Raw genomic sequence first — 1,373 nt, forward strand, 5'->3', positions numbered from 1 at the left:
CGCTAACCGCAAGGAGGCAGCTAACCACGGTAGGGTCAGCGACTGGGGTGAAGTCGTAACAAGGTAGCCGTAGGGGAACCTGCGGCTGGATCACCTCCTTTCTAAGGAAGCTGTGGAATTGGTAAGATGATCGGCACATGTCCTCGGACATGGCCCGATATGAACCTTCCCGTGCTTTTTAGAACATAGATGGCACCAGTCAGGTGACCATCGAAACGTAATACGCCGCGCTGACTTCGGTCACGCCGGTATGGCGAGCTTTCGCCGTCCACGTTTCTCTTTCTTCAAAAGGATATCGAACCATGGGTTTGCGCTCGCGCGCTGTTCGCACCTTCGGTGCTGCGCTCCGCGAGGGCGCCGGACGACCGTCGACGGCCTCTGGCCTGTATGGACGACCCTTTCCGAGGTTTTGCTTAGGATTGGCGTCGATGCAGAGAGATGGGCCCGTAGCTCAGTTGGTTAGAGCACACGCTTGATAAGCGTGGGGTCGGAAGTTCAAGTCTTCCCGGGCCCACCATTTGCACCAGCAAATGAGGTTTGCTGGTGCGAATTGTGGTTTGTTTGGGTTTACCTGATCCTGGCGGTTTGCTGTCAGGTGTTTGCGATGGTTGGGGCTGTAGCTCAGCTGGGAGAGCACCTGCTTTGCAAGCAGGGGGTCAGCGGTTCGATCCCGCTCAGCTCCACCAAATCCTGTCCTGACGCTGTCGCGCTCTTCGAGCGCACGCTCCGGACGGGCCGGCCAACGATGGCCGACGGCCTCTGGCCTGTATTTGGATCGTTGCTGGCGGCGAAAAAGATATCCTTTGAAGAAATAAAAGTTTTGCATCGGCTTATGGCTGATGCGTGTTCTGCATACATTGTGAAGAGAAGATTGATCTGGAGGCTTCCAGGTGTTTTGGGTTCTGCCCAAGGCGTCCGAGCCCAGTTCTGATGATCCCATGAATGGCCTAGCCGGCCGGATATGGGTGAAGGACTGGAGGTAGGTGGGAAGCTTGTCGCTCTGGGCCGTTGTTGTTTGCTGATCTTTAGGGATCAGCATCTGACGGACGGCTTGATTACCGTTGCCTGACCGCGCGGTATCGGATCATATCTCGAGAAGCTGGTCTTAAGACAGGCTGCAAGTGAGCTGCTCGGCGTAGCTCCAATAAAGCAGCCCTGTCGAACACGTTAATGGCATTGTTGGATTGACTGGGTTGTAAAAGGTAACCCGGTCTGTTGCCGTTCCTTGCGGAACGGGCAACGAGACGATGAGCATTGGCAATGAGAACGATTAAGTGTCGTAAGGGCATTTGGTGGATGCCTTGGCATGCACAGGCGATGAAGGACGTGATACGCTGCGAAAAGCCGTGGGGAGCTGCGAATGAGCTTTGATC

At 55.4% G+C, this 1,373-nt stretch carries 2 tRNA genes and 2 rRNA genes; all 4 read left to right on the plus strand.

Annotation, left to right across the window (positions count from 1 at the left end):
* A 16S ribosomal RNA gene (locus ACIPSK_RS32965) occupies positions 1-101 on the plus strand; the annotation flags it as partial.
* Between the two features lie 339 nt (positions 102-440).
* Positions 441-517 (plus strand) — tRNA-Ile (locus ACIPSK_RS32970).
* Between the two features lie 93 nt (positions 518-610).
* Positions 611-686: transfer RNA gene (locus ACIPSK_RS32975), tRNA-Ala, on the plus strand.
* Between the two features lie 582 nt (positions 687-1,268).
* A 23S ribosomal RNA gene (locus ACIPSK_RS32980) occupies positions 1,269-1,373 on the plus strand; the annotation flags it as partial.

Source organism: Rhizobium sp. LARHSG275, assembly GCF_052871115.1.